The sequence below is a fragment of the Microbulbifer sp. NBRC 101763 genome (assembly GCF_040371615.1).
Taxonomy (GTDB): Bacteria; Pseudomonadota; Gammaproteobacteria; order Pseudomonadales; family Cellvibrionaceae; genus Microbulbifer; species Microbulbifer variabilis.
The window spans coordinates 816,813-843,425 of sequence record NZ_BAABQV010000001.1; the positions used below are offsets into that span (position 1 = coordinate 816,813).

Here is a 26,613-nt window from a genome sequence, read left to right on the forward strand (position 1 = left end):
TGCTCGGGATTACTGCTCCGGTGCCTGCCTCAGTGCTGCCCCAGCGGCTCCGGTTAGGCCTTCGATAATTTCCCACTGTGCCCCCATTAACTTGCATATCCTTCCCCATTGATTTGGGTGGATCCGACTTGGCTGGGTATTGTTTTTTACCAGGGGTTGGTAAAGGTCAAGCGCGCGCTGGGCGCAGCTTCTCATGGAGAAATCCCTGGCGGTGTTTACCGCCTGGTAAATTAACTCTCTGCGGCCTCCCGGAGGTAGGTCATGTAGCCAGTGAATGGCAGAGACAAAATGTTCAAGGTCGGTGTTGTTGAGTAGCCGTCCATTGATTCTGTCCTTGACCATTTCCCGGGTTCCATTGGCCTCCAGAGCTATGACTGGAACCCCGCTGGCCATTGCTTCAGACAGGACAAGGCCCTGAGTCTCTGTTGTTGAGGAAAAGACAAAGGTGTCCATGGCGGCGTACATATCTCGCCGTGATGTACCGAGAACCTTGCCTGGCATGTGTACACGTTGTAACAGGCCTTGCTGGGTGAAAAAGTCACGCAGGTCATCTTCCAGTGGCCCACTTCCCGCCAATAGGAAGTGGGTATTTTCCCGGTCGTGCATAAAGCGGGCTACTGCTTCACAGAGGAAAGGCAGATTTTTCTCCTGGCCAAATCTGCCGAGGTGTCCCACTACAAATGCTGAGTCGGGAATATGCAATTGGTTTCGGATACCCCTACCATCACCGCCGCAATATTCTTCCACGTGAACTCCAGTAGGCACCTCTGCAATAGGCGTCCGTACGCCGCGTTCATGCAGTAGCCGCACAACACTGAGACTTGGAGCGAGTACCAGGTTGGCAAGGTTAGCGTAGCGTGTAGCGATTTCTATGGCGAAACGCTTAACAACCGGGGAGCTGGCCATCACATTATGGGTGTAGTGTTCATATAGTGTGTGGTGAGTGAAAACCAGCGGTAATTCTCGTTCGCGGGCAATTCGCAGTGCCGTCAGGCCCAATAGGAAGGGGTGGTGGGAGTGGATAATATCCGGTTTGAAGTCATCGAGCCTTTCATTTAGGGCGAGAGAAAAAGGTAGAGCGATAGAGAAGTCGCTACCGTTAAAGTTTTGTATCGCATGGATCCGTAATACATGTTCCTCGCGGGCTACCTGCTCGGCGAATTCCGGGGCAATAACCAGCACTTTGTGACCGCGCTTGCGGTATTCTTCGCTGAATGCTGCGACCGAGTGCGCCACGCCACCGACGTGGGGCAGGTAGGTATTGGTTAACATCACGATGTTCATGGACTTTTCAACTCTACGGAATTCAGGCCCTCGCCAACCAGGGTGGGTGAAAAGCCGAGGGGTTTGATGGCGATAGCCGGTGCCTTTCCGTACCATTCTCCTTTCCAGGATACTTTCGGGATGGCGCCAGGAGTAATTTCCAGGGAGATGACGCCAAACCGGGTTGGTGCTGGGCCGAACAGAATAGGCTTCCTGGCAGAAGTATCCTTGAGCCATTCAGGCGGTAGCCCGGATATCAGGATTAGGGCATCCTGCTCCTCGCGAACAAAACAGTTCCGTTGCATTGCTATCCATTCAGCTGCGGCCCAGGCGTGTTGACCATCCCCCATGCAGCCTCCTAGGGAATGGGGGTGGATGGCTTCCGGCCATTGGCCTGTGGGGGAGGCCAGCTGTGCCACACTACGCATTAGGTCCAGGCAGCGCCGGTCGCCGGCACGCAGCAAGACCTGGGCGATATGCAGGGTCAGGTAGGCGTTGATCCCCGAGTGGATCATGTCCTGGAAGAAACCTCCGCTGACAAAGCAGTTATTGATCAGGAAGTCCGCTAGATCAGTGAGCCTGGCATCATCCGCTGGATAGAGTTGCAGGGGGTAACCGGCAACAACGGAGCCAATGGCACCGGCATCCAGGCGGCGATTGGGAGAGGCGGGCATTGCTGCGCGGCCAATTCTCTTCTGCGCCTCGGCAAGGCTGCGGTCAATGGTGTTTTGAAAGTCACCGGCTGCGGTATTGAAACGGTGGGCGTTATCGTCGATGCCCTCCCTGGTGCAGATTGAAGCTGCGGCATGCAGACCAGCCACTCCCCAGAAGTCATCCCAGTAATAGCAGTCGTTGGGGCCCAAGTGCTCTGCGCTGAATCCGGCGGGAAGCAGACCGGCGCAGAGACTTCCGTCCTTGGGTAGGCGCTTATTGATGATCCAGCGCGCCCCCTTCAGTATTGGTTCACACCAGGCCTGTTTTAGTGGTCTGTTACTCAGCTGGCAATAGAGGTCGAAAATCCATAGAGCTTCGCCATTGGAGTCCCATTCGCCATCCTGGGAGTGGAAAAAACCATCGCGTTTTTGTCTCTGGGGAAATTGATCCAGGGCTCGCTCGGCTCTACTGGTGAGCCCAGCGAACAATAGGGATTGAATCATAAAGGCCGCATCACGGAACCAGAAACGCTTGTAGGTATAGGGCCCTGGGTAGACATCACAGGGAGAGTGCAGGATCAATGTGCGGATTGCCGAATCATATAAGAACTGGAAGTCCCTATCCGGGACCTGCAGGGTACAATGCCCTTTTAGGCTTTCTTTCCAAGTTTTCGACGGCTGGCCTGTATGAGATTCCTCTCCTAGGGGAATGGATACATCCAGTTTGAGTGGCTTATGTCGTTCAATCCGGAACATGGCCGCTGCCGTGGCCATTCCAACGTCGCACTCACCAGACATACATCCCTGTTCATCCTTCAGGTGCAAATAGATATCGCCTCCGCGATAGTTGGATGCCAAGTGTTTGTCCACTGCTTGCCCGAATTCAACAGCGGGCTGGTCCTCAATTAGCCAGCGCCTTCCGCTCTCTTCCAGGCTTACCTTGTGCACGAAGCTGACTCCTTCGGGATTGCAAGGCCGCAGTGCCACCAATAACCATCCGCTATCACGGCAGCTGGCAGTGAGATCCATCACGCAGTGGGGTTTTCCATGTCGGGTCTCAACCCGGATACAGTTGCGCAATTTCAGGCTTTTTAGGGCTGATTCTGTCACCACCGAAATATCGTCACCTAGCTCCTGGTGTTGCTCGCAGTAGGTGAGACTGGCGGGAGTCAGCACATCGCCTGTATCACTGATTACCCAAGCATCGATGGACCAGCCATCGTAATGGGGAGTGAGTAGGCCGCGAGGGTCGATAACCGGCAACTCATCGCAGTCTGGTAGGCCTACTGCCGTCCAGTTGCGGTGGCTGAGGTTGCAGTGAGTAATGGAAAAAGCGCGGGGGATGAATGACTTGTCCCTTGGATCGAATTGGCGCTGGATCCAGTATGGCCAGACCCAATCCAGGTTGTGTTGGATAACCTTACTGTTGATTAGGGCGCGGGCATGAAAGACTGCCCCAGCACGCAACAGCTCAATTGGTTCGCTGACCTCAGAGGGCTCGGCAAAGCGCTGCAGGTGTGCCATTAATGTAAGCGGGTCAAGGAAACCGTGGGCAGTTGCGAATCTGCGAACGAAGAAACGCCACGGTAACCATTTCATCCAGGGCATCACAGGTCCTCTTCTTTTACGATTCGTTTTAATGCGCGCCGCGCCATGCGAGTCAGGCCGATCAGGGCGATCACTGCGAGAACAAACCCCATGATGTAGAGCGTCCACTGGACTGCGGTGCGTTCCTCCACTTTGCCAAGTGAGGCTAGATCCGCGGCGATAGAGCCCACATAGACGTTGTGTAGGGTGAGGGGAATCACTCCAAGAGTGTTGCCTAGGATAAAATCCCTCAGCCGCACCGGAGTCAGGCCGAAAAAGTAATTGGACAGCTTGAATGGAAACAGCGGCACCAGGCGAGTCAGCATAATCATCTGCCAGCCCTCCCGCCGGATGACCTCGCCAATGGTGGCGGGCTTGATGTGCGACATCACCCAGCGTGATGGCCTTTCACCAAACAGGTAGCGGGCAATAAGGAAAGCAATAGTGGCGCCGAGAACTGTGCCGGCCACCACCAGGATAGTGCCTTTAATAACCCCAAAAACAAATCCAGCCCCCATGGTGAAGATCACGCCGGGTAGCAGTAAAACGATTGCTGCGGCCACGATGAGGATATAGAGAAGGCTGGTTTGCCAACCCCGTTCATTGAGCCATTGCAGTAGTTCTATCAGCCGTTCATCCAAATCAAAATAAAAAATCAGGCTCAGTGCCCCAGCCACGGCGATCAGGCAGATGAAAAAAACGACTATTGGAAGAAACTTCGCCGCCATAGAACTGCTCGGGGAACCAACAACGGGCGGTTTTGATTGCCGCCAGTTATTAGCCTAGCCAATGGATAACGGCAGGTGAAACTTCCTTGTGGCGTGACAGTGATGGAATTGACCTCTTAGCGATTACCCATCTATTTTTTGGCCTATTCCCGTTAGAAAAGAACTGGCGTCGCCATGAGATATTAAATAAGCCAGCCTAATAAAAGCTAAGTCCATAATTGCGAAAAGAAATTTAAAAAGGGCGACAACAGGATGGCGTAGGGATGGGCCCCACAGCTTAGCGCAAGGCGATCAGCACATATACTTATTCGATCTTAATTATTTGCGCATTGACCAGTTTTGTGCCGTTGCCGGAATAGGGGTGATCGTTGTTCAAGGGCGGGTTCGCAATATGGATATTCTTCGGCGCTGCCTGGAGCTCTGCCCCCGAGCCCGTGCTTCCTTTAAATGAAGCTGTGCAAACAGCAATTAGGACCAACTTGCGAGTGCAGGGCGCTGCGCTGGAAGTTGATGAGGCTGGAGATATGGTCGAAGCGCTCAAAACCCGTCGTTACCCACGCCTTCAACTGGATGCAGCTGTGGAGCATAACCTTACTACTCAAAACTATACATTCCCTCAGGGCAGTTTGGTTCCCGATTCAGAAATTGGGCCTATTCCACCGGTAAATGTCGAAATTACCTCTGAAGAGGGAACGACCGAGTTGGTTTCACTCGGGGTCCGCCAACCCTTAACCCGCCTGTACACCATTGCTTTGGAAATCTGTGAAGGTTACGTGAGTACCGAAATGGCGGCACAAAAAGTGCGGTGGACCCAACAGGATGTGGCCTATTTAGTGAAATTGCAGTACTTCGAGGTGGGGAAAATACTCGGAGACTTGCAGGCCATAGATGAGTCCATACTTTTTCTTAGTTCCTTGAGTGATTTGGTTAAGAATTATGTCGACCAGCAAGTGGCTTTGGAATATGAATTGCTGGATGTGCGAGCCCGGCTTGCTCAGCGAGAGCTAGAGCGTCAACGGCGTGTTGATGAGATGATTACCGCCAAGGAGAGGTTAAATGCGTTACTTGGCAGAAATGTAGAAACACCGTTTAGTATTGAGCACCTTTCGGTACCCCCTCCGGCTCTCTTTGATATGGGGGAATCACTTCAGTTGGCTTTTGAACAGCGGGCTGACTTTATTGAGTCACAGCTGGCAATTGAAAAAGCCGAATACAGTTATGACATCAAAAAATCGGAATATATACCGGATATAGATATTCAATTTCGCTATCTCAAACTTTACAACGTACGCTTGATTCCAGATGCTGAAGCTTATGTATCCCTGGATATGCGTTGGGAATTTTATGACTGGGGGAGGAAGAGGGACGAGTTGGCAAGTCGCGCGAGCAAAATTGCGGGCGCTGAGGTGCAAATGGCAGAGGTACGTAATCGTATTGAGATAGAGGTGCGGGAGAGTCTCCGTAAGCTGCGTACTGCGCAGGAATCTGTAAAAGTTGCACGTGATCTTCAAGCGGCTTACCGGGAAAAAGTCCGGGTAATGATTAATCGCTATCGGGAGCAAACCGCATTATTGACCGATGTGCTGGAGGCGGAAACCCAGCTTGATCGAGCCAATAGCGATTACAACGGCGCTGTACTTTCAGTTTGGGGTGCCCTTGCAGAGTATGAAAAGGCATTGGGGGAAGTTTAAGTGCTTAAACCTTTAGCCTTATTTTTTTTCACATTTTTGCTTATAAGTTGCCATGGAGAACCGCCTGCAAAGCAGCCCATGCCTGTTCAGGTAGCTGTAGCGCGCACTGAGCGCGGTGCTGAAGGGTATCCCTATTCAGCTGTAGTCAATCCTTACACTCAAGTGGATGTGGCATTTAGGACAGAGGGTTATATAGAAGATATTCCAACCCGCGAGGCACAGGGAGAAATTCGGATTTTACAGGCCGGGGACCACATAACAAAGGGAGAGATACTTGCGGAAGTTAATGATGAGCAGTACCGGGATCGGGTAATTGAAGCTGCAGCCAATGTAAGTAAGGCTGAGGCGGAGCGCCGAAAGGCGGACTTAGATTACAAGCGCGCTTCAGCATTATTTGCCACAGCCAGTATAACTGCACCAGATTACGATACCGCGCGTGAAGAGTTCGAAGTAGCTCAGGCAGCGGTGGTTGGAACTAAAGCACACTTGGATAAAGCGAAGGAGGATCTGAACGATACTGTATTACGTTCACCATTAACGGGAATAATTCTACAGCGCAAGATAGAAGTGGGCAGCTTAGTACATGCACAAGCAGTGGGGTTTGTTGTTGCTGATACTTCAAGAGTGAAAGTGGTTTTTACTGTGCCAGATGTAGTGCTTAGCTATACTAAACTAGGCAGCATTCTTTCAATGCGCACACAATCCCTACCTGAGAAAATCTTTACCGGTATAGTAACTGAAGTTTCTCCAGCGGCGGAAGTTCGTACTAGGGTTTTTGCTGTCACCGTAACTGTTGCTAACTCAAATGCAGAGCTAAAAACTGGCATGGTGATGTCTCTTGCATTGGCAAAACGAAAAAGCCCATCAAATCGGGTGGTTGTACCACTTTCCTGCTTGTTAACGAATCCAGTCAAAGGAAAAGGATTCTTTGTGTATGTTCTTGAATTAGAGAAAGAGATACTTAGGGCGCGAATTAGAAGGGTAACTCCTGGTCCCGTTCTTGGCAATAGTATCGTTATTTTGGATGGCCTGTCGATGGGGGAGCGAGTTGTTTCTAATGGGGCTGCACAGCTGCGGGATGGTGAAAAGGTAAGAGTAGTGCCTTGATAAGGAGTTGAGAAACTTGTATCAGGATGAAAAAACAAGAGAGGAAGTACTTGAAGCGGAGAGTGAGCATAGATTTAATACTGCTCGCTTCTTTGTTGATAACCCCTCTATTTCCTGGGCACTTTTAGTAGGCGTCATGCTTTGGGGGATTTTCGCTTATTTTTTTATGCCGAAGAGCAAAGATCCAGATATTCCTGTTCGTATTGCAATGGCAACAACCACGTGGCCTGGACAAAGTGCGGTCAAGGTAGAGGAGCTAGTTACCAAACAAATTGAAGATGCTATTGCTCAAAGTGAATATTTGTATCAGCCTGATGCTCGCTCTTTTGGAGTTAAGTCCTTAACTTTAAATGGTATTTCCATGGTGCAAGCCCAGCTTGCTCCTCATACGGATGTCACAAAAGCTTTTAACGACCTCAACTTGAAACTAATTGATGCGCAAAATACTTTGCCTGCTGGTGTAGAGTCTACCCAGCTGAATACTGAATTTGGTGATACTGCTGCAGTTTTGTTGGCTGTTGCTAGCCCGCCAGCGGGAGCGGATGAAATAGCTTTACGTGCTAAGACTATTCGCGAAGCCCTATCTAAAATTCGCGCTAAAAATGCCAGTAATAACAAGGAGAAAGAGAAACAAGAAGTAGGTCAGCGTGTTAGTATGGTAGTCGCGTTACCACTTTCTGTTGCGGGTATTAATGCAGAGGCAGCACTTCAAGTTTTTTCTAACTGGATGGAGTTAGAGGGCTACGGGACCGATTTCAAAATACTCCATGGCCCAGGTTTTGTAGGTGTGGATTTTTTCTCTGATAAAAGCGATAAGCAACTTGCAGAAGCCAGGAAATTATTTCTAATTCAGCGATTGAGCGCACAAACTTTTTTTCCTGACGCATGGCAGCCAATTATTGTAAGGGATTTAGCTAGCACTCGCGCTCGTTTGTCTATGGTAGCTGGAGCTAAGTATAGCTATCGGCAGCTGGATGATTTTTCGGAGCTTGTTGCGGCGAATATTCGCACACTTCCTCAGGTGAAGCGTGTCTTGCGTTCAGGTGTATTACATCAACAGGTTAATTTGATTTATTCCCAGGAGCGGCTGGCTTCTTATGATTTGCGTCCAGATATGATTGCTCCAATCTTGAATGCCAGGAATAATATAATACCCGGGGGTACTCTAACTGTAGAGAATATGGACATCCCTATATTTCCCAGTGGAGACTTTAATAATTATAAGGAAATTGGCGATGTCCCTGTTGCATTAAGTGAGGATGGAACCCCGGTATATTTGAGGGGGATTCTTGATGTTACGCTGGGTTATGAATCACCGCCGACTTTACTCAATTATTATATCTATAAAAATAAGCAGGGTAATTGGCACCGTCACCGCAGTATTAACTTGTCTGTGCAGATGTTAGATGGTGAGCAGATAGGTGAACTTGGCAAAGCTCTGGATAAAGTCCTTGCGCGGGTTAAAGTCGACTTGCCTCCAGATTTAATCATTGAGAGAGTGTCCGATCAGCCTCGCCAGGTTAAAGAGAGTGTGGGTCTATTTATTGAGGCATTAATTGAAGCAATTATCCTCGTGGTAATTGTTGCTTTCATCGGATTTTCAGATTGGCGCTCAGCAGTATTATTAATGATTTCAATTCCTATAACCTTGGCCATGACCTTTGGTTTTATTCAGTTTATGGGCGTGGACATCCAGCAGGTATCAATTGCCGCGCTTATTATCGCACTTGGCCTGTTGGTTGATGACCCCGTAGTGGCCGGGGATGCAATCAAACGACAAATGGCGGCAGGAAAACCTTCATTTTTAGCCGCTTGGTTGGGGCCAACATTGCTTGCAAAAGCGATATTCTTTGCAACATTGACCAATGTGGTGGCCTATTTGCCATTCCTGCTGCTCACCGGTAATCAGGGAGATTTTTTACATAGTCTGCCAGTTGTAATGGCTTGCGCTTTGATAGCGTCGAGAATTGTCTCCATGACCTTTTTGCCATTTATTGCCAACATTATATTGCGACCACCAAAAGTCAAAGAGCTGAGTCTTGATCTGAAGCGTAAGCAAGGCCTTACAGGTCACTATTATCGTTTGGCTGGTTGGGCAATAGATCATCGAAAACTAGTTCTACTGACCACCACGGTTATTCTAGTTTGTGGATTTGCATTAAAAAGCCAGCTTAAAAATGCGTTTTTTCCAGATGATGTTCAATATCTTTCCTATGTGGATATCTGGTTGCAAAATGATGCCAGCATTGATGCTACAGATAGTGTGGCAAATAAGGCGGAGCAGATTATTCGTGAGACAATTGCCCAATATCAGAAAGAGATAGGGAGAGATGACTCAATTTTGGAAGCCCTAAGTACTACTGTTGGTGGAGGGGCGCCGAGATTCTGGTATACAATTAACCCGCAGCAACAGCAGCCTAATTACGGACAAATTATCATCAGGCTGAGTAACAAAGATTTGACTCCGGTGCTGGCCCCTAAGATTCAGCAGGCGCTAACTGAAAATATTCCAGGTGCCTATTTAGATGTGCGCCAGTTGCAAACTACTCCAGTGACTTATCCATTTGCAATTAGGGTTTCCGGGCGTGTTACAACTGGTTCAGTGCAGGAAGAGCAAGATATCCTCTTGCTTCGCCAGACAGCTGAAAAAGTAAAAGAAATAGTGCAGCAGTCGCCTTATGCGAGAACAGTTCGCCAGGACTGGTCAGGTGAAAGCCTGACTTTACTTCTGAATGTAATGGAGGATCGTGCAGCAATGTCTGGTGTGACCAATGCAGATATAGCACTCGCATCCTCAACCGGAATTAATGGCACAGAAGTGGCTACCTTGCGACAGGGAGATAAAGAAATACCTATTGTCGCTCGCTTACGGTTGGATCAGAGAGGTCAGCTTGAAGATATTAATAACCTCTATGTCTTCTCTGCAGATAGCGATGTTCGGGTGCCACTAGAGCAAGTAGCACAAACAAGTATCCGATTTAGAACTGAGAGAATTCATCGTCTTGAGAAATTCCGAACAATAACGGTCTTTGCTTTTCCATATGCCGGTTTTATTTCCTCTGATATTATGGCAGATGTAAAAGATGAACTAGATGAACTGGAAAATACTTTACCGAGCGGATACCAGTTGCAAGTCTCTGGAGACGCGGCAAATGCGAAACATGGATTTCTGCAACTGCTGATGATTCTCTGTGTCTCTTCCAGTGCAATATTTTTGGCTCTAGTATTTCAGTTCAGTAATTTGCTTAAACCATTAGTTGTTTTTGCTACGGTGCCACTTGGAATGGTGGGCGCACTACTGGCTCTTTATGTAACTGGTCAGCCATTTGGTTTTATGGCCTTTTTGGGCATTGTCAGTCTTGTGGGAGTAATCGTCAGCCATATCATAGTGTTATTTGATTTTATTGAAATTCGTCATGCCGCAGGTGACCCTTTCCGCGAAGCCTTGCTGGATGCCGGCATTATGCGTTTGCGTCCAATTCTGATCACTATTTCAGCTACTACTTTTGCTCTGGTACCTCTGGCTGTCCATGGCGGTCCTCTGTGGCAGCCATTGTGCTTTGCTCAGATTGGCGGCTTGATCCTGGCCACTTGCGGTACGCTGCTGTTGGTGCCAGTTTTGTATACGATCATGGTCGTGGACTTGAAGTGGATCCGTTGGGAGGAGCGCGGTGTAAAGGAAGGAGATGGCGACATCCCTGTGACAGCTTAATCTTCTCATTTTTTCCGTAAAGTATAAATATAGGGAATTGTCGCCGATTGCAGCTTGACGCTATCGGCATTAGCTATGTTTGGACCCAGTTCTCTTTACACAAAAATGTGAGGATTCTCCATGCGCCTTCTAATGAAAATTCTGATACCGGTAAAACCAGGTAACAATTCTATAGCTGACAAATCCATGTCTGCTGTTTTCAATGAATTTGTCGCTTCAGCAGATCCGGAGTCGTCATTCTTCTTTCTAGAGGATGGTAAGCGGGCAGCAATTTTTATCTTTGAGGAAAAACGCCAAGATAAATTAATGGCCTACAATGAAAATTTTTTTGCGGTGCTGGGAGCAGAGATCTGGGTAACCCCGGTACTAACCCATAAGGAACTGAAGAAGCATATGTAGTGGAGAGCCGGATAGAGCTAAATTACTTTGGAAACGTTACCCCTAGACACTAGAATTTTCGCTTGAAATTCTAATATGGATAGCTCCGGAGGGTTTTCCTATTGCTGGCTTATCCACGGCCATCGCAAACCAGCTTTCAGTCCCCGATAACCCGGGGCCTAGGACTTTTCAAATCAGCAATTGGATTGGGCACAAAGCTAGTTCTGAGTGCCCATATCGCTGTTTTTATTGTATTTCTAACCGTGTTATTTACTCCTGCACTTTTTGCCAGTACTGCAAGTCTTGAGGATTGTAGAAAGGTAGAAGGGAGAGGGCCATTGATCAGTTGCCTGGAAGCTCACGCCGGCCTGTTAGACCTGGAAACTGTTGTGATATCCCCGTCACTTCTCACTTATCATGGCCTTGATAGAAGTTGCTCCCGATATGCCTCGGCGGAATTATTGGGAGCTGTAATAATTCGCTCCTCTGGGAATGTAGCTAAACAACGCAGCCAGAGAGCGCCGGCAATCAGGCATTTCGATGCTGTGACTGAGAAGGACTTTAAGGCACAAATGGCCCATAAGCGTTATCATCATATCTGTGATCGCAAGTCGCCAAAGGGGCTCTCTTCTTGCAATAAGGCAAAATGGCACTACCACCAAGCTATCTCCTGCTTACGCGCTCGTGAAGCCTGGGAAAAGCGCTGGGGTACTTGGGAAACAGCCGAACCCCACGAACGGGCGTTGGAAAATGTAAGGGCCCGGTTGAAGAATGCGGAAAGGAACCGACGACGTAGTTGTGACACAGACTTTTCCGATATTCACTGATCTATGTATTAAATGAATCTTATTCTGTAGCTCCTTCTATTAATTACATTCCTCGTATGAGCTGTCATAGCAAATCCCGATTTGTCCCACACGATGACTTGTTCTCAGCCCAAAGGTAAACTAACAAACAAATACTATTTTTTGGGCGCGAGTGGTCTTTTGGAAAATATCTACTATTAACTGGGGCCAGTGGCTTTGTGGAGAGTGCCTTATTGCCGACTTTAAGGAGGAAGGGCTATACCGTAACCCCGGTATATCGTCAGGCAGTGGAAGGCGGCTTTTAGATAGACAGTTTGAGTGCTGAAACTAACTGGTGTAGGGCTCTGGAGAATATTAATGTGGTGATTCACTCTGCCGCCAGGGTGCATGTGATGCAGGAAGTTTCTGCGGCCCCCCCTTCAAGAGTTTCGAAAAGTTAATGTTGAGGTCACCTTAAAGCTGGCCAGTGATGCAGCCTCTGTTGGAGTAAGATGTTTTATCTAACTGAGTTCGATCAAGGTTAATGGGGAATCTGCTGAGGGCCGGGCTTCCTTTAATGCAGATGAAGGGCATCACCCTTTCGATCCCTATGGAATTTCCAAGAAAGAAGCAGAAGATGCCCTATTGGCGTTGGCCGAGGAGACTGGAATGGAGGTAGTGCTTATCCGACCTCCGTTAGTGTATGGGCCTGAAGTGAAAGCGAACTTTCAATCGATGATGTCCTGGCTCAAGTGGGGTTTACCTCTATCACTAGGTGCAATAGATAACCGTCATAGTTTGTGGTTTCTGTTTATAACCTGATCACTACTTGTTTTGCGCTCCAAAAGGCTGCAAACCAGGTCTTCCTGGTTTCTGATGATATGGACATGTCACTCTCCGACTTGTTAACCCGGCTTTCAAACGCTTTGGGGTACCGTTCCCGACTGGTACCAGTGACAAAGTCCCTGTTGATTATGGGGCTTTCTCTGCTTGGAAAAAGAGCTATGGCTGAGCGATTATGCGGTTCCCTACGGGTGAATATAAAGAAAAGCAAAGAGGTTGTTAGGTTGGAGGCCACCAGAAACGGTAGAGAAGGGGTTAAAGAAGACTGTGCGGGCGAGATAGCCAGGTCGTGCCCAGAGGGGGGGGGAGAATAGGCCGCGAATAGGGTTTGCGCGGCCCCAGTTGCGCTTACCCCTGCCGATTTACAATAGCAGCGTAAAAGCCCATTAGGTAGGATGTTGGGACCTCAACTACGGAGCGGTGACCCGACTTTGCCCTGAGCTTCACCCTGAGGGACTCTCTGCGCTTGAGCGCGCTGACTATTTGCTCTTCCTCTACAGGAACCTCTAATGTCTCTTCGAGCATGCAAGTGGTAACACCTGTGCAGTTAAGGACGCTTTTCTCTAATTGGGTCACATTGACTTTTGTTCTACCACTAAAGGTTGCGGATACGTAGTTACGCCAACTTGCCCTATAAGTTATATCGATGACCAAGCGGTAACGGATGGAACCGCCAGTTTCAGGCTCAAAAGCACGGAGTTCGTAGTAGACCAAATTGAGGTCTGAACCGTCAGTGGTCGCCTGCATTGGAGGGCCACTGTAGGCGATTCCAGGGTTCCCAATAGTACTGTGTATTGTTGTCACGCCCTGCCGGACCTCGGCAGAGCTTTTCTGTGTAAGGCTTGTTGTCGCACTGCAGCCGGCTAACAAGAGAGCCGTCAGAGTGATTGCGAGCTTGGTCATATACCTTCCCTGATGCGATGGATATTTCATGGCAAGGGATTATCTCATATTTGGTGTCGCATGCAGGAATTAAGCCTCTTTTTTGGTCGTCTAGTTGTGGAACTCTAATTGCTCAAGATTTGTACTTTCAGGCTTGGGAAGGGGTGGGCTCCTAGTGGAGTTGCCATATTACTGGTTCTGAAGCATAGCCGCATAGCCCACTTTTCCGTCCTCTGTTAACGGCATCAAGTACCACAACTACTAAGTGCTCAGTGGTGATGAATGACAAATTACCGGTGATATATAGGGCAGAAAATCATGGGTCGGGAATGATAAAGCCAACAATTCTAACAAGAGCTGGAACGCCTTCAACAAAGATAGCAAAGGCTAATTTTTGTTGTAATGGTTATGTTCACCAGCTGGTTGTGCTTAATAAAGCAACCGACCAGACTGGTGAAACTTTGTCAGGTAAAATTAGGTTGTGTTGAACTCAGTGGAGTTTTCCCTCGGAACGATCAAAGCCTGCATAGGGATGATACAGGATCGATTTCAAGCCTGAGTGGCGTTCTCTCAGCTCCTTGGGCATATCTCCCAAGTGAACAAGGCGTGTTGGCTCAGCAGCCGCCATCCACCGTTCGGCGAAGGCATCCCAGGAATCTATGTGCTTATGAGCGGACTCCGAGTCCTTGAAATGTTCATAAATAAGCACTTTCCCATCATCAGTCACATAGTACTGATAGTTCAATGTCCCACCTTCTTTTTTAGTTGCATCTACCATCTCATCGACGATAGCTTTAAATTCGGCTTCACGTCCTTTCTTGATCTTCCCTTCGATAATCCAACCAACATTGTTAAACATGCCCGCTACCTCATTACCGAAAGACATTACTACTTACACATTTGCCAAGAGAGTGAGAAATAGTGCTCTTGGTATCCTAAAAACTGTGTTAACACAGCTGTATTCTAGATGGGACTTTTGGATACATGGCTCTTGTCCTTTAAAAATCTCCTTGTCGGTCTCACCCCTTTTGCGGGACAGGTGCTAGGCAATTAATCACTGCGGTCAAGAGAAGTTACAAAACTCATTGGTAATAAACAGGACACTCTCTAGAGCTGGCCAATAAGGATGACGAGTAAGTCAGGTAATATATTTTGAGCTTTTATTAGATATGAGCTATTAGTGGTTCGTAAGGTTAATTGCAGAATGTCCCCCCGCTGATCGTGCTATCTTTTTGAAGAGGTAATTTGCCGGAACTTTATGAAGGTATTAATTGTAGGTGCAGGTCTAACGGTCTTACGCTTGCGGTGGAACTAGCCCGTAGGCACATTCTCGCAAGGATCATTGATAAACGTGATAGCTCGTCAACGTTAAGCCGTGCCCTGGGTATTACCTCTCGCAGCCTTGAGCTGCTTTCTCCGTTAGGCGTTTCCAGGCAGCTTATTGAGGAGGGTATTGCTATCCAAGAAGCCCGCATTTATCAGGGAACACGCCTGGTTATGAGAATGCCTCTCCATTCCTGCTCCTCTTATTTTCCTACAATTCTGGGGTTGCCCAAGGATAGGATAGAGATGGTCCCCTCAGCAACCTTATCGGCCATGGGGGTTCAAGTCGAATATCAGCTTGAACTTTTACAGTTCAATAAAGAGGGTAATCAGGTAGTGGCGGAACTTTCCAATGGAGAGAATGAAACGTTCGACTATATTGTAGGGGCTGGTGGTATTCACAGCGCAGTCAGGGAATGTGCCAATATTGCCTATCCGGGTTTTGACTTGAAAGAGAAATGGTCAATAGCTGATGTTGAAAACTGGCCATACTCAAAAACATTTACCTTAACTCAGATGAAACCGGGTTTAGTCGCGGTATCTGTGCCGATCAGAGAGAACCGCTTTCGTTTTGTATCCAGTTGTGAGAATGCTTTGGAAGCATTTCCGCTGCCTCTGAAGATACACAAAGTTCGAAGCGAGGGTGTTTTTAAAGTCTCAGTTCGCCAAGCTGAGAGCTATTCAAAGGGCAGGATACATTTGGTTGGGGATGCCGCTCATTGCTGCATCCCAGTAGGTGGACGGGGGATGAACCTGGGGATTGCAGATGCAGTTGAGCTGGCTAAGCGTATGGCTGGAAATCCGCTGGATGGATATTCAGAGTTTCGGCAGAGGGAAGATAAAAAAGTTATAGCGATCACTGAGCGCGGTAGAAAAATCGTCACTGCGAAAACATTGGTTGCAAGAATGGAGTTCAATACAGTATTGGTGGCAGCCAAGTACTCACCATTTGTTAAGAGAAGGCTCAGCCGGTTTGTTGTAGAGTGTTAATCATTTGAACTGAAGTTTGATTCACTAATATGGCCATTATAGAATTTTCGTTGCTGGTTGGTCTTATCTATCTGGTGGGAGATATTTAAAGTTTGTATAGCGACACTGTTAATGGTCTAAAGCTCCTTTCTGACATGAGATTCTAGGGAATTGATATAGTCCATATATACATCATGATCGCGCCTGACTCCATCTGGGCTTATGCCCGCCATAATGTCGTTGATTAAATTTAATATAATTTCAGATAGTGTTTCCGTGGCGCTACTCAGTCCTTCAAGCCGTACAGATTGGCTTATATGGCTGTAAAAGAAATCTAATAGCTTTGTATCGTGAAGGTTTATGCTTAAGCAAGCCAGCTCTATTTGCCTGGCATATATTTTATACTCAGTCATTATCATTAGTCGGAATCTGGAATTTCTTGGTAGTATTTGCTTGATAATATTGATATTTACTTTGTTATTGGCCTCAAGATATTCCCTAAAGCCCATCATGTCATGCGGTGCTGGAGTTTTTTCTTTGTGTGTTGCCGATTTTATTTCGGTGGTGCAGTAGTCAGCTATGTGAACCCTAAAATAGTGGTATGCATTTTTCAGTTGTCCAATTCTTTTAATTTGTCTTAGTTTTTCCTGACGAGCAGACTGATATTTGGTGAATTCATTGAGAAGTAAGCCGAAGGTTGCAATTCCAAGTAGTGTTTCCATGGAGGTCAGCAGAAAGCCAAATTTGCTGACCGGATAAATCTCTCCATATCCCAATGTCGTAATTGTTACGATGCTGAAGTAGATACTCTTTGAAAAGCCAAGTTGCTCATTGAGGCAGGAGTTGCAGCTACTATAGATGGCAGCAAAAATAAAAATGACTGAGAAGTAACCTAGAAGTATTTTCTTCCAGGTCAGGAAGGAAAGAAAACGAGTCATTTATCCATTCCATGATCTCTAGTTTAAGGCCCTTATTTCTATTCTAGACTCTCCATGTGTAAGTAAAACATGCTTTTCCCTTAGTCATGCCCATGCGGATCAGGATTGCCGCGAGCATACCTTAGAAGACCGTTGGTGGCACCCACTGGTGGAGGTTTACTTATCATGGGAAACCTGGTTTTCGGCACCTTCACTATTCAGGGGGCAGATTCTACAATATCAAAATGCAGGCCAATAGTTACGGTATCACCACTGAGAAAGCCAACTACAGCGGTGCAAAAACAGCACTTTCCAGTTATCTCAGCGGCGCAGGTCTGGGCAATACCTCAACAGTCACCAGCATTGATCGCAGCACCTGGAAAGCCAAATGGCAGGCGGTATATAGCACACGACAAAAGGTGTTGACCAGGATCGATCAGATTGCTGGAGTCCGCGCAGACTGGGAAGAAATTTACGGGACAAATAAACCCGAGGACGGTGCCACAGTCGGCGCTACCGCACAGGAGCGCGCGCAGATCCGCTCAATGCGCAATACCTTTTTAGAGGATTTTTCTGATAGCAGTTATTCCCAGTACTGGACCAACTTTTCTGGAGGTACTCAAAACTATTGGCTTGGAAACGCCAGTATCGGTGGTGGCGCGGCGCGCATTAATAATCATGTATCGATGTACCATGCAGAGAAAATACCCTTTGATCCCAGTAAGCTGTACCGGATAGAGACTCGGGTTTATGTGTATAACAGCGATGATACTAGCCGCACTATGTATATCGGCTTGGCCGGGTACGATGGGGCAGGAAAGCTCTGCAATGCTAGCGGTACCGAGACATTTAACAGCCAGCATTATATGGTGGCAACCAATCTAAATCTTACGGGGCAGAGCTGGCAGACGCTGGTGGCCTACGTCAAAGGCAACTCGAGTGGTAATGGTAGTTATAGTGCCATAAGAGGGGGAAAACCATATTGGTAGCCCCGCCAAGATGCAGGCGAATGTCCGTTTTATCACTCCGATTTTTTTATGTTAATTATCCGGCTAAAACGGGCGATAGCCTAATTGATTATATAAAAATTGATGTGGTGGAAGTGCAGGACCAGCGCAATTTATCGATGATTCAATCTGATATTACCAGCCTGCCAACCAGTTCGGCGCTGTCCGGCTCGGACGATGGCAGTACCGCAAAAATCACGATTGCTGCGCACTCAGTGCAGTTTGGTTTCGGCACTATTAATTACAACAGTGGCAGCATCACTGGTTTGTCCTTCAGCACTAAATATTATGTGTACTGTGATGATCCCGGCACTCAGGGCGGTGCGGTTACCTATTACGCGACCACGAATATTTACCAGCTGGCCGCTAACACTTGGCGCCGAAGTATTGGCACCATTACAACCTCGAGCAATGGCGGCGGCACTACGTTCCCTAGAGATCCCTGGTGCGTTGCTGCAGGCACTTGGCTGCGCGAAGGTTTACTTGCAGACAACTGCGAAAGCGGAAACCTGATCGACTGCTGGGATACCGGCGATGAGGAAACCCATCTAAGCCCCATTATTGGTGCGGTAGATGCAGAGCCAAAAATACCCTGCGTATTGCTCACCACAACAAGCGGTGCCCAAGTAATTTGCAGCCGTGAAACCCCCATCACCAACCGTGCAGGCCAATTATACGAGGCTCAACACTGCGAGGGCGTTGAGCTGGGTGTATTGCATGAAGAAGAACCGCTCATCTGGGAAACCGTCGAGCGGGTCGAATGTGCCGGCCTGCACACCGTGTACAAGGTCTCTGTAGGTGGTAAGAGCTACGCTGCTGGCGTTGATTCACAGCACCGCATAATCACTCACAACGGCGTGCATAAATCTGATTAAGCAAAGGAATCCTCAATGCCCAGCTTTCCCCCAATAACCGTGCCTGGCCTGGAGGCCTGGCAATTTGCTTACACCATAGATGACGGCCACAGTGCCGGCACTATTGTGCGCACAACGGTAAAGCAGACAACCGAGTCCACCAATAGCGATGCCCAAGCGGCTGCAGTGCTTAAATGCACCATTGCCGACATTGATGATCAGAACTCAGTGCAAACTGATGGCGCTGGCGATCTAATGTCCAGCGTTTATGTAATCACCAGGACTCAGCAGACTGATGCAGGCCAGCCGGTAAATGTCGCCGGTCATGCTGCTGATTTAGTAGCGAACTGTATTGTTGAGATGGCCAACCGCCTGGCTGTGTATAGTTCTATTGCGGCGATGGCGATTCCTGGTGGGTGACTAAAACAATTGGTGGCTAACCACCTAGAGACATTGTTGATGGTTATCGGGGATGCGGGCATAAATTTGGCTGAGGTGTTTACACAATTTTTATTCCCGCAAAGATATTTATTGGGATAACCAGATTGATTAGTGGTATAGCCTTTAGTTTTTATTATACTTGGTACGGTTAAAGAGGAAAAAATTCTGTAGGGATAGGAAAGGGTGAAATACAATGCTTAAGACAGTTTTAGCCTAGTAAACCAATAAAGTTATTTTTCGCAGATTGGAACTGCCAAGACATCCGGCAAATACTTGATTGTCAAGGAACTGGTCTTACTTTATCAGGGTCCGGCTCTAAAAAACTGTCCGAAGTATTGTTGTATTTCACAATGTATTAAATGGATTGTAATTTTGAAAAGAATGAATGCAAGCTGCCCCCTGCAAAAGGCTGTGTTGAAAAAATCTATCGCTGGCTTCACTTTAATCTGCGCATCGGCATCCGTACAGGCAGATATGATCAGTGCCGAAGTAGACCTGGGTGAACCGTATCCTTTCATGATGGAGGATGGAATTACTCATGAGGTGAGGTTAGATATTGGCTTTCAATTCAATAGTATTGAAAGGCTTTGTATCAATGCTGAAGTTAAAGGTGGAGATGCGGACTATGCAGTTTTTAAAGTGGAAAATGAATCCCCGGGTTACCCGCCTTTAGTTGGTCAATGGATTTCGGTACCTTTATATCATGCCATTGTTCTCCCAACTCCAGAAAATCCCAATCCTATTAAACAATTGCAAAACTTCAATCACTGTATGGATGGAAATAATGTATTACCAAAGAATCTTCTTGACAGAAAAGGTGAGATTAATTTCAGTGTATCCGGTGGTTATGTAGAGTTATGGGGCTTAAAATTGCTTGTTGAAGGTGATGTCTCTGATACTCAGTTAACAGTTGCACTTGATGAGCCTGCCGAGCTTTCAGTTCCTTCTTACGGAGGGAGAGTCAATTATGATGCAAGTATTCGTAATTTAGACTCTACACAATCTTTGGTGACACTCGAACAATGGAGTGTACTTAAATTTCCCAACGGGGATAACTATCCCATCCATAAATCAAGGGATGTGGTATTAAATTATTCTGAAGCGAAGGATTACACTCGAAATTATCTAAACATACCTGCTTGGTTTGAGGCTGGGGATTACGAGCTGACTTGGTATGTGACTGACCCAAATACCGGGGTTCGGGTGAAAGACAGCCTGTCTTTCAAAAAAAGTGCTGACTAAAATATAGATTTTTTACAGGCTGGGATGCTCTTGTGTCCCAGTTGCCCTATTTAGGTTGTATAAGTAGCGAATCGCCTAGCCGTTCATAGTTCTATTGCGGATATGGTGATTCCGAGTGGATGAATAAGGTCACCTCGACAGCATTTTATCCTTGGGGATTCCTTACTGCTCAAACGGATTCTAGGTAAAAACAAGGTGACTGAAGTCAGCTTAGATGGTAGTTCTATTGTCTATCTATAAGAATTAAGTACTAAAAAACTGAGAATAAAGTTTACTCAACTGTACTTTTTTGACAAAAGTGACATCTGTTGATGATATGGATGAGGGTTTAGATGTCCAGCACTTATATATTACATTAGTGTTATATTTACGATGAATTTTGTTTACGCCAAAGCTTTAGACAGACAATAGATGTAATCGGTATGAAGAGCTAGCTGACACTTCCCTTCTACATATCTGCATTGTTTTGAAAAACATACTCTCCAATTTTTCGGCCGGTCTTGTAATTCGAAGAAAAGCATGACAGAAATTAAAAATCTAGTGATCCAGTATTAATAAGTTTCGTGAAAACGTAGGAGGCCTTTTATTTTTATATGAAAGAAGGGTGATTTGAAAATGTAAAAATATAAACTAAGGCTTAATGATGAAGCTTGTAAAGTTTCAGGGGGTTTGGTTGCTTAATTGCAAGTGAATAGCTGTCTGATGATTTCTTCATGCTCTTAATAAGGATATAAAGTGATTATAATAAAGTCTGTACAAAGGAAGGTGCATAAAAATACCTTGGCACCACCTAAAAAAATTTCAGGAGATAGAGGGTATCCTTTTGATAAAAAGGTTAATGAGGTCGACAAATCTAGAAAGTGCCAAAAATCCAATAAGACAAAAAAATAATTAAATGTGAGATTGGCTGCATATTCCTAGGGGAGTATATTGAGCTAATTTTATAAATTAAGTCATAGGGGCTTCTACTATGGCGCATCGCCGCTCAAGAAATAAGGTATTTTTAATGGGTAGAGTGACAGTTGACTTTGAGAGTATAGTTTCAAGAAATACTGCAATAGCATTCAATGTTGCTACCACTGAAATCTGGACGGATCGTCAATCAGGAAGTACGCAAGAGAAGACCGAAACCCATCGCTGCATTGCTTACGGAAATAGAGCTGAATATCTGATTAAATATGGATGCAAGGGCTCTTTAATTGACCTAGAAGGAAAACTTCAGCATCGAATGAGAACAGATCAGCACGGTAAGGATCATATCACTGCGGAAATTGTAATTAGGGATGTGCAAATTATTGATGACTGGAAAAGTGAAAGCGGTTATATGAACAGCACCTGTTAATAATCAGCTTTTCATGAGTTGTGTCAGTCCCCTCACCCTGGTAGTTCGCCAGTAGTACCGACGCCTATCTCAGCGTTGGTACTACTTGTACTCAAATGTAAGCTAGACTCCAGAGCCCATCAATAACGAAGCTCAGGCTGCTGCAATTATTAAATGCTTCATTGTTGTAATAGACAAACAGCATAATGTACAAATCAATGACGCTGGTGATCTAATGTCTAGCGTTTATGTCACTACCAAGACTCTACAAACCGGTGCAGGCCAGCCGGTAAATGTAGCTGACCATGCCGCTGATTTAGTGGCGAGCTGAACAGTTGAGGTTGTCTACCACCTGGCTGTGCATAGCTCTATTGCGGTGATGGCGATCCCGAGTGGGTGATTGGCCCCCGCTTGAATACAAGAAAGTGGGGAGGGCGTCAAGTCCTACAAGTTTATCGATTCAGCGAGAAGTGCCTCTTATCGTAAAAGTCAACAGGTTTTGTTTTTCAAACTTTATTCCTAGTAGTTTAGCTATTTCTTCTCATGGCAATTAGTTAGTTTACGATAAAGCTTAAGTCTTCAGTTAGAAGCCGGTTTAAAAATAAAGCTCTAAACGTCATACCTCTGTTGTCATTTACGTAAAAACATAGGGTGTTTCGCATAAGAAGCTGTCGCGGAAAACGGTCAGGGCTTGTCAGTAGAAAGTAAAGGATTTACTTATGAAGACAGTAACCCTCATAACCGCAGCCATGTTGATGGCATCTGGTGTAAATACTTTTGCGAATAATAATAAAGTAATATCATTTCAGGTTGGAGGCGGAAATATGGCCGTCGCTGATCAATCAGGCGGGACTGTCCACAATAACTTAACTTTACAGACTCAAATCGGTATTTCTAATGATTCCGGCGCATCGCAAACTACAGGCACTAGTAATAGTGTGGCGACACATGTACAGGTTGGCGAATTAAATATTTCAGATTCTATCCAGCGGGATAATACTTCTCTTAGTAGTATTTTCATCAATCAAATCGGCTCTTCGAACGGAGCTACAGGTATCCAATTTACGGTTACAGAAAGTAGCGGTTTAATTAATCAAATAGGTTCTATGAATAGAGCCGAGGCTGCCCAATCCTTGGTCACAGCAAGTAGTGCATCTCTCAATCAGGTTGGCTCTTTGAACGAAGCTGGCATTGCCCAAAGTTTGGTCACAGCAAGTAGTGGTTTCATTAATCAAGCAGGCTCTATGAATACAGCCGGCGTTGGGCAAGGTACGGTGACAGCAAGTAGTGGTTTGATTAATCAAATAGGCTCTATGAACTTTGCTAGCGTTGGCCAAGGAGTAGTCACAGCAAGTAGCAGTTTGATCAATCAATTGGGTTCGATGAACGATGCTGATATCGAACAAGAAGAGACTACGGCTAGTGGTGCCTTTGTCAATCAGGTGGGCTCAATAAATGAAGCTGGTGTTCGTCAAAGTAAGGTAACTGCTAGTAGCGTTTTCATCAATCAAGTAGGTTCCATTAACACAGCCAGCTCTAGCCAAAATGAGGTCATAGTAAGTAGTGGTTCGATCAACCAAATAGGTTCTTCAAATAGAGCCGATATTATCCAGGTTACAGTCACAGCAAGTAGTGGTTTGATTAATCAAGTAGGCTCTCTGAATCAGGCCTTCGTTGGCCAAAGTACGGTCAATGAAAGTAGCACTTCGATCAGTCAAATTGGATCTATGAACGCGGTTGGTGCCAGTCAAGGAACGAGCACTCTAGATCATAATTTTATAAATCAAGTTGGTGTGATGAACGGGATTGGAATTTCCCAGGGGTCTGGTATGAAAAAAACGATCTTATTAAATCAAACAGGCTTTATGAACTTTATTGGTATTTCTCAATCGGGTACAGAAAACGTGATTGGGTCAAATCAAATAGGTGCTATGAATGATGCTCGGCCTTTTCAAATTCTGTCTACAGCAAGTAGTGCCCTGACCAATCAAATAGGCATTATAAACAGCGCATCCATTAACCAATTTACATCTATGGAAACAAGTGCCTCCATAAACCAAATAGGCTCTATGAATGATGCAGATATTACCCAATCTGGAACAGCTCTGAGCCTTGCTTTTACTACTCAGTTAGGCATTAGCAATATGCATACAACAACTCAAACCGGTGTTGGTCAAACCGCTATAGTTGTACAGATTGGCAATGGCAACATGGGCACGATTACCCAATAGCGCCCCTTCTTCCACCTCCTTGACACCCTCTCAAAACAATAGAGGGGGTGTTATGCGACTGATTCTGCCTATCATCCTTTTCGCCATCTTATCTGGTTGCCTTGAGGTTGAGGCCAGCAGCAATGATTATGACCGCCATGAGCTGCTAGTTCAGTTCTCCCTGGCTCCTGTCACCTTCACCAATTCCAGGCGCTGCACGGTCGATACTGGCCTATGGCTGAACCCTTACACCGGCCAATTCTTCAGCCTGGCTTCTGACTTAGATGTTGAGCACATCGTGCCGCTATCTTGGGCGCATGAGCACGGTGGTGCCAATTGGACAGTTAAGCTGAAGCGTCAATTTGCAGAAGACCCTGAGAATCTAGGGTTGGTCGATGGTGGCCGAAACCAAAGCAAGGGCGATAAGGGCCCCGATGAGTGGATGCCACCGTATGAGCCGGTCCGAGCGATCTACGTGAAGCGGTTTATGGCAATAATGGAGAAGTATGGACTTAAGTTCTCTTCAGAAGAGTCAACTCAGATACCAGCTTTGCTGGAAGAGTAAGGGCCCTTCGGTCACCTATTATTCATGCCTACTGGGCACCCTCAGCAATAAACTGTGTGTATATACAGTATTTGGGTGCCCTTATGAAACTATCCCCTCCATTCAGCAGTGGTGTCGCCTGCGGTTTCCCCTCTCCAGTAGATGATTATAAAGAGGCTGCTCTCAGCCTTGATGAACATTTAATAACTAATCCACCTGCGACCTTCATGGCTGGTGCCAATGGCGATTCTATGCAAGGCGTTGGGATCTTTGATCGTGATGTCCTTATCGTTGATCGCTCTCTTACACATGTTCATGGCGATGTAGTGGTGGTGGCCCTGGATGGCCAGCTGACCTGCAAAATTTTGGATAAGAGGCTTGGGCGGCTAATGCCGGCTAGTGACAGGTATCAACCTATTCCCATTTGGGAGGGGCAGGAATTGATAGTGGAAGGGGTGGTGAAAGCGTCAATTCGCTACCACCGTGGCGGTTAGCCTAAGGGGCAGCAGATATCACCTGCGGAAAGAAAAGCGCCTAGCCTAGAGGTATGCTGGGGGGGGGTGAGAGTGATGTGCTATAGCTTTAGAAGAGTTGGGGGCCAAATGGGGGACCACAATAGGCAGAAACAAAAAAGCCCTGATAAATCAGGGCTTTATGTTTAAAAATGGCGGTGGGGCAGTCCGCCCCGAGAGCCTCCAAGACTCACCGAGACTCTCCAAGAAAAGCCTTAAAATTAAGGGTTTTTTTGATTTTTCCTTCCAATGCTATTCAGCCCTAATCTATGCAATCCGTGATAAAGTGGGGGAACGAGTGGGGGAACGAATAGGCACTGGGGGTTAGGCGGACATATGGGAAAACTAACCGTTAAGGGTATAAAGGGGATTAAAGCGCCGGGCAAATATGATGACGGCGATGGTCTACGCCTATTTGTTCAAGCCTCAGGGGCAAGGAGTTGGGTTCTACGCTATCAGCTTCTTGGAAAGCGCAGGGAGATGGGGTTAGGTAGCCTGAATGATGTGAACTTAAAGCAGGCAAGGGCAGAGGCTGCCCTACAGCGTAAATTGATTCTCCAAGGTTTAGACCCTGTTACCGAACGGCGTCGTATCCAGGAGGAGCAGAAAGCTGCTGTGCATGATGATAGTGTAAAGTTCGTAACTTTCAGCGATATAGCTGAAGACTACATACGAGTACATAGTAAAGGTTGGCGCAACGCTAAGCATATCCAGCAATGGCGAAACACTCTGAAGCAGTATGCTCACCCTGTAATCGGTGAAATTCCTCCCTCCCAAGTGACGACTGATGACGTCCTCCAGATATTAAAAACAATTTGGCTAGAAAAGCCCGAAACAGCGAATAGGGTCCGTAATCGGGTGGAGCTCGTGCTAGATGCTGCAAAGGCGAGAGGGTTACGAGAGGGGGAAAATCCAGCTCGTTGGCGTGGCCATTTGGACAAGCTGCTACCACCTCGTTCAAAAGTTCGACAAGTTAGGCACCATAGCGCGCTGCCTTGGGTAGAGCTGCCAGAGTTCATGCAAGAGATCTCTAAGCGCGAGGGATTAGCATTCAGGGCCATGGAGCTGACTATCCTGACAGCAACCCGAACAAGTGAAGTGCTGGAAGCAACCTGGGATGAAGTAGACTTTAGTACCAAGTCTTGGACGATTCCCGCTGAGAGAATGAAAGCGGGCAAAGAGCATCGAGTTCCACTTGCTCCGCAGGTGATTGCTTTGCTGGAGTCGATACCGCGAATCGATGATAGCCCCTATCTTTTCCCCGGCCAGCGCCAAGGCCGGCCGTTATCAAATATGTCCATGCTCATGGCTCTACGCCGTATGGATCGTAATGACCTTACCGTGCATGGATTTCGATCTACCTTCCGTGACTGGGCGGGAGAGTCTACCCCGCATCCCCGAGATGTGTGTGAGCAAGCACTAGCACATAGCCTTGGTGATTCAGTAGAAGCCGCTTACAGACGTGGTGACCTATTCGAGAAGAGAAAGTCACTAATGGCCGATTGGGCTGCTTATGCAACTGTTGCTCCTGTAGATAATGTGGTGTCGATACGAAAGTAATTGTAGAAGCGAGCGGCCAAAAGCCGATTGTATTTTATATGGATATTCAAATGATCTAGAATAACAGGCTGTCTTTATAAAAGT

At 46.8% G+C, this 26,613-nt stretch carries 22 protein-coding genes; 16 read left to right on the forward strand and 6 right to left on the reverse strand.

Annotated features, from left to right (window positions below; genetic code table 11):
* Nucleotides 1-9: 9 nt before the first annotated feature.
* From ABWV76_RS03740 to ABWV76_RS03750, 3 genes are read right to left on the reverse strand one after another with little or no spacing between them, the layout of a single operon-like run.
* A complete protein-coding gene (locus ABWV76_RS03740) occupies nt 10-1,284 on the reverse strand; it encodes a glycosyltransferase (protein ID WP_020415173.1) in 1,275 nt (424 codons plus the stop codon).
* Nucleotides 1,281-3,524: a hypothetical protein gene (locus tag ABWV76_RS03745; protein WP_353375262.1), complete on the reverse strand. Its 2,244-nt coding sequence runs from the start codon at nt 3,522-3,524 to the stop codon at nt 1,281-1,283. Before ABWV76_RS03745 ends, ABWV76_RS03740 begins: the two co-directional genes overlap by 4 nt.
* Nucleotides 3,524-4,231: a TVP38/TMEM64 family protein gene (locus ABWV76_RS03750; protein ID WP_020415175.1), complete on the reverse strand. Its 708-nt coding sequence runs from the start codon at nt 4,229-4,231 to the stop codon at nt 3,524-3,526. Before ABWV76_RS03750 ends, ABWV76_RS03745 begins: the two co-directional genes overlap by 1 nt.
* 368 nt (nt 4,232-4,599) lie before the next feature.
* Between ABWV76_RS03750 and ABWV76_RS03755 the strand changes: the two genes are divergently transcribed.
* The 6 genes from ABWV76_RS03755 to ABWV76_RS03780 all read left to right on the forward strand — a co-directional run bounded on the left by ABWV76_RS03755 (nt 4,600) and on the right by ABWV76_RS03780 (nt 12,726).
* Complete coding sequence (locus ABWV76_RS03755; RefSeq protein WP_020415176.1) at nt 4,600-5,922, forward strand: TolC family protein; 1,323 nt, start codon at nt 4,600-4,602, stop codon at nt 5,920-5,922.
* Between the two features lie 78 nt (nt 5,923-6,000).
* The gene (locus ABWV76_RS03760; protein ID WP_353375263.1) at nt 6,001-7,029 is read left to right on the forward strand and encodes an efflux RND transporter periplasmic adaptor subunit; all 1,029 of its coding nucleotides are present in this window, start codon (nt 6,001-6,003) and stop codon (nt 7,027-7,029) included.
* A 16-nt stretch (nt 7,030-7,045) separates the two neighbouring features.
* Nucleotides 7,046-10,741, forward strand: coding sequence for an efflux RND transporter permease subunit (locus ABWV76_RS03765; RefSeq protein WP_353375264.1), 3,696 nt, complete (start codon nt 7,046-7,048; stop codon nt 10,739-10,741).
* A gap of 120 nt (nt 10,742-10,861) precedes the next feature.
* Complete coding sequence (locus ABWV76_RS03770) at nt 10,862-11,140, forward strand: hypothetical protein (RefSeq protein ID WP_026305307.1); 279 nt, start codon at nt 10,862-10,864, stop codon at nt 11,138-11,140.
* A 317-nt stretch (nt 11,141-11,457) separates the two neighbouring features.
* Nucleotides 11,458-11,946: a hypothetical protein gene (locus ABWV76_RS03775; protein ID WP_353375265.1), complete on the forward strand. Its 489-nt coding sequence runs from the start codon at nt 11,458-11,460 to the stop codon at nt 11,944-11,946.
* 492 nt (nt 11,947-12,438) lie between these two features.
* Nucleotides 12,439-12,726 carry an NAD-dependent epimerase/dehydratase family protein gene (locus tag ABWV76_RS03780; RefSeq protein ID WP_353375467.1) on the forward strand — a complete coding sequence of 96 codons (288 nt, stop codon included), beginning with the start codon at nt 12,439-12,441 and terminating at the stop codon, nt 12,724-12,726.
* Between the two features lie 369 nt (nt 12,727-13,095).
* Here ABWV76_RS03780 and ABWV76_RS03785 read toward each other — a convergent pair whose 3' ends face one another.
* Both ABWV76_RS03785 and ABWV76_RS03790 read right to left on the reverse strand, forming a co-directional pair.
* Entirely contained in the window at nt 13,096-13,650 is a 555-nt protein-coding gene (locus ABWV76_RS03785; RefSeq protein WP_282950771.1) for a hypothetical protein, read from the reverse strand.
* A 469-nt stretch (nt 13,651-14,119) separates the two neighbouring features.
* Nucleotides 14,120-14,488 carry a putative quinol monooxygenase gene (locus ABWV76_RS03790; RefSeq protein WP_282950770.1) on the reverse strand — a complete coding sequence of 123 codons (369 nt, stop codon included), beginning with the start codon at nt 14,486-14,488 and terminating at the stop codon, nt 14,120-14,122.
* 386 nt (nt 14,489-14,874) lie between these two features.
* On the opposite strand from ABWV76_RS03790, the gene ABWV76_RS03795 reads away from it, so the two are divergent.
* Entirely contained in the window at nt 14,875-15,942 is a 1,068-nt protein-coding gene (locus ABWV76_RS03795) for an FAD-dependent oxidoreductase (protein ID WP_353375266.1), read from the forward strand.
* A 116-nt stretch (nt 15,943-16,058) separates the two neighbouring features.
* On the opposite strand, the gene ABWV76_RS03800 is transcribed toward ABWV76_RS03795, so the two are convergent.
* Nucleotides 16,059-16,859 (reverse strand): potassium channel family protein, encoded by an 801-nt coding sequence (locus ABWV76_RS03800; RefSeq protein ID WP_282950768.1) that lies wholly within the window; start codon nt 16,857-16,859, stop codon nt 16,059-16,061.
* Between the two features lie 224 nt (nt 16,860-17,083).
* Here ABWV76_RS03800 and ABWV76_RS03805 point away from each other — a divergent pair, with 224 nt between their 5' ends.
* The 9 genes from ABWV76_RS03805 to ABWV76_RS03845 all read left to right on the forward strand — a co-directional run bounded on the left by ABWV76_RS03805 (nt 17,084) and on the right by ABWV76_RS03845 (nt 26,529).
* Entirely contained in the window at nt 17,084-17,827 is a 744-nt protein-coding gene (locus ABWV76_RS03805; RefSeq protein ID WP_353375267.1) for a hypothetical protein, read from the forward strand.
* Between the two features lie 20 nt (nt 17,828-17,847).
* On the forward strand, nt 17,848-18,720 hold the full coding sequence (locus tag ABWV76_RS03810) for a hypothetical protein (protein ID WP_353375268.1): 873 nt from the start codon (nt 17,848-17,850) through the stop codon (nt 18,718-18,720).
* Between the two features lie 15 nt (nt 18,721-18,735).
* Entirely contained in the window at nt 18,736-19,119 is a 384-nt protein-coding gene (locus ABWV76_RS03815) for a hypothetical protein (protein WP_353375269.1), read from the forward strand.
* Between the two features lie 402 nt (nt 19,120-19,521).
* Nucleotides 19,522-20,382, forward strand: a complete 861-nt coding sequence (locus ABWV76_RS03820) for a hypothetical protein (RefSeq protein WP_353375468.1) — start codon at nt 19,522-19,524, stop codon at nt 20,380-20,382.
* A gap of 970 nt (nt 20,383-21,352) precedes the next feature.
* Nucleotides 21,353-21,724: a single-stranded DNA-binding protein gene (locus ABWV76_RS03825; RefSeq protein ID WP_020415191.1), complete on the forward strand. Its 372-nt coding sequence runs from the start codon at nt 21,353-21,355 to the stop codon at nt 21,722-21,724.
* Nucleotides 21,725-22,422: 698 nt separating this feature from the next.
* Entirely contained in the window at nt 22,423-23,934 is a 1,512-nt protein-coding gene (locus ABWV76_RS03830) for a hypothetical protein (protein WP_353375270.1), read from the forward strand.
* A gap of 52 nt (nt 23,935-23,986) precedes the next feature.
* Complete coding sequence (locus tag ABWV76_RS03835) at nt 23,987-24,478, forward strand: HNH endonuclease family protein (protein ID WP_353375271.1); 492 nt, start codon at nt 23,987-23,989, stop codon at nt 24,476-24,478.
* Nucleotides 24,479-24,561: 83 nt separating this feature from the next.
* Nucleotides 24,562-24,951: a LexA family protein gene (locus ABWV76_RS03840; protein WP_353375272.1), complete on the forward strand. Its 390-nt coding sequence runs from the start codon at nt 24,562-24,564 to the stop codon at nt 24,949-24,951.
* A gap of 354 nt (nt 24,952-25,305) precedes the next feature.
* Nucleotides 25,306-26,529, forward strand: a complete 1,224-nt coding sequence (locus ABWV76_RS03845; RefSeq protein ID WP_353375273.1) for a tyrosine-type recombinase/integrase — start codon at nt 25,306-25,308, stop codon at nt 26,527-26,529.
* Nucleotides 26,530-26,613: the final 84 nt, after the last annotated feature.